At 27.2% G+C, this 1,920-nt stretch carries 2 pseudogenes; both read left to right on the forward strand.

Features of this window, described 5'->3' with window-relative positions:
• A pseudogene (locus VLM92_RS11190) lies at positions 1–526 on the forward strand (Ppx/GppA family phosphatase); the annotation flags it as partial.
• An 88-nt stretch (positions 527–614) separates the two neighbouring features.
• Positions 615–1,920 (forward strand): annotated as a pseudogene (locus tag VLM92_RS11195) (stage II sporulation protein E); the annotation flags it as partial.

A 1,920-nucleotide genomic window follows, 5' to 3' on the forward strand; every position in this document is an offset into this window, starting at 1 on the left:
AGATATAGGAGGAGGCTCTACTGAGTTTATTATAGGTGATAGAGAAGGAATAAAGTTTGCTAAAAGTGAAAATGTAGGAGCTTTAAGAATGACTGAGAAATTCTTGAAATCTGATCCTATTAATGAAGATGAATTTAGAGAGGTATCAGCATTTATAAAAAATGAAATAAATGATACTTTAAATTATATAAAAGAAAAGAAAATAAAAAAACTTGTAGGTATAGGTGGAACTATAACTTCTTTATGTGCAATGAATCAAGAGCTAGAGATTTATTCTATGGAAAAAATACATAATAGTAAAATATGCAAAAAAGATATAGAAACAATTCTACAAAGTTTAAAAAACATGACATTAAGTGATAAAAAGCACTTAAAAGGGCTACAGCCTAAAAGAGCGGATATTATAACTGCTGGTGTAAAAATATTAGACATAGTAATGAAAAAGCTAGAAATAGAAAACATAACCGTAAGTGAATACGATAATTTGGAAGGCTTAATGTGTCAAAAGTCAAGAAAAATGTCTTAATATTTTAGAGTTATGGAAACCCATTATGACAAAAAACAATCCCCCTTCTTTGCTACAATTTCAATATAAACAAAAGAGGGGGATCTTTATGGAGAAAAGTGCAGTAAGTATAAAAGGTAAGAGTATAAATTTAAATTATGTAAATATAAGTAAATATATTGATTTCAATACAGTAATGTTTGCTATAATAGGTTTCTTATTAAGTAGATCTATATTGATTGGATCCATAGCTCCACTAGGTATAGCATTTTTCTTATATATATCAAAGATGGAACGATATAGAATACCTGTATTTATATCTACGTTACTAGGTATATTTCTATCTACAAATAGCATGCCCTATATGATTAAGTATTCTTTATGTTTAATTATTTTTATGTTTATCAATAAAAAGATAAAAAGGATAGATTCTGTATGGAAGGTATCTTTAATAGGAGCATTGGTAGTGTTGCCTATATCAATAGGACAAGCTTTATTGTCAAGTAGATATATATATGACATATTTATCGCCAGTATGGAAGGCATAATTATGTTTATAGCAGTTTATATTTTTTCATATGGAATTGGATTATTAACAAATTCAAATAATAAAATCGCAGTCAACATAGAAGAAACTATATCTATAAGTTTGCTAGTTACATTTAGCATAATGGGTATAGGGGACTTGTCTGTTATAGGCATATCCATAAGAATGGTTTTATCAACTATGTTAATTTTAATAGCGTCTATTTTAGGTGGTTCTTCCATGGGATCAACATCTGGGGTTATAGTTGGTATAGCATTTATCATTAATAACGTAACATCAGCTATATATATGGGTATATTTTCTTTTGCAGGTCTTGTAAGTGGTGCATTTAATAAGATTAATAAATATTTCTGTATATTAGGATATATATTAAGTTGGCTGATATTATATGCATATACTTCTGGAATAGGCTCAAATTTAACTCAATTAAGAGATATATTAATAGCGAGTTTAATTGTATTGGTTTTACCAGATAAATTTTTTAATAATATAGAAAAAATAATAAAGATTAATATAAGTTCAAATGAAGTTGTTTATGACTATATAATGAGAAGTAGAAATTTAACTAACAATAGGCTTATGGATATGAATAAAGCTTATAACAGTTTAGCAGATACCTTTGATCAGATAAGAGAAAGAGAAAAGGTTGTTGATCAAAGAGATATAGCTAGTATTGTAGATATGATACACAATGATCAATGTAAAGATTGTGGAATGAGAAGACGTTGTTGGGACTTAAAGTTTAACCATACATATACTTTAATGAATGATATATTAGAAAAATTAGAGGAAAATGGAGAAATAACTTGTAAACATGTTTCAGAGGAATTTATAAAAGAATGTATAAAACCAGAAGCTGTTATAAAGG

Source organism: Romboutsia sp. (genome assembly GCF_035470145.1).
Lineage (GTDB): Bacteria > Bacillota > Clostridia > Peptostreptococcales > Peptostreptococcaceae > Romboutsia_D.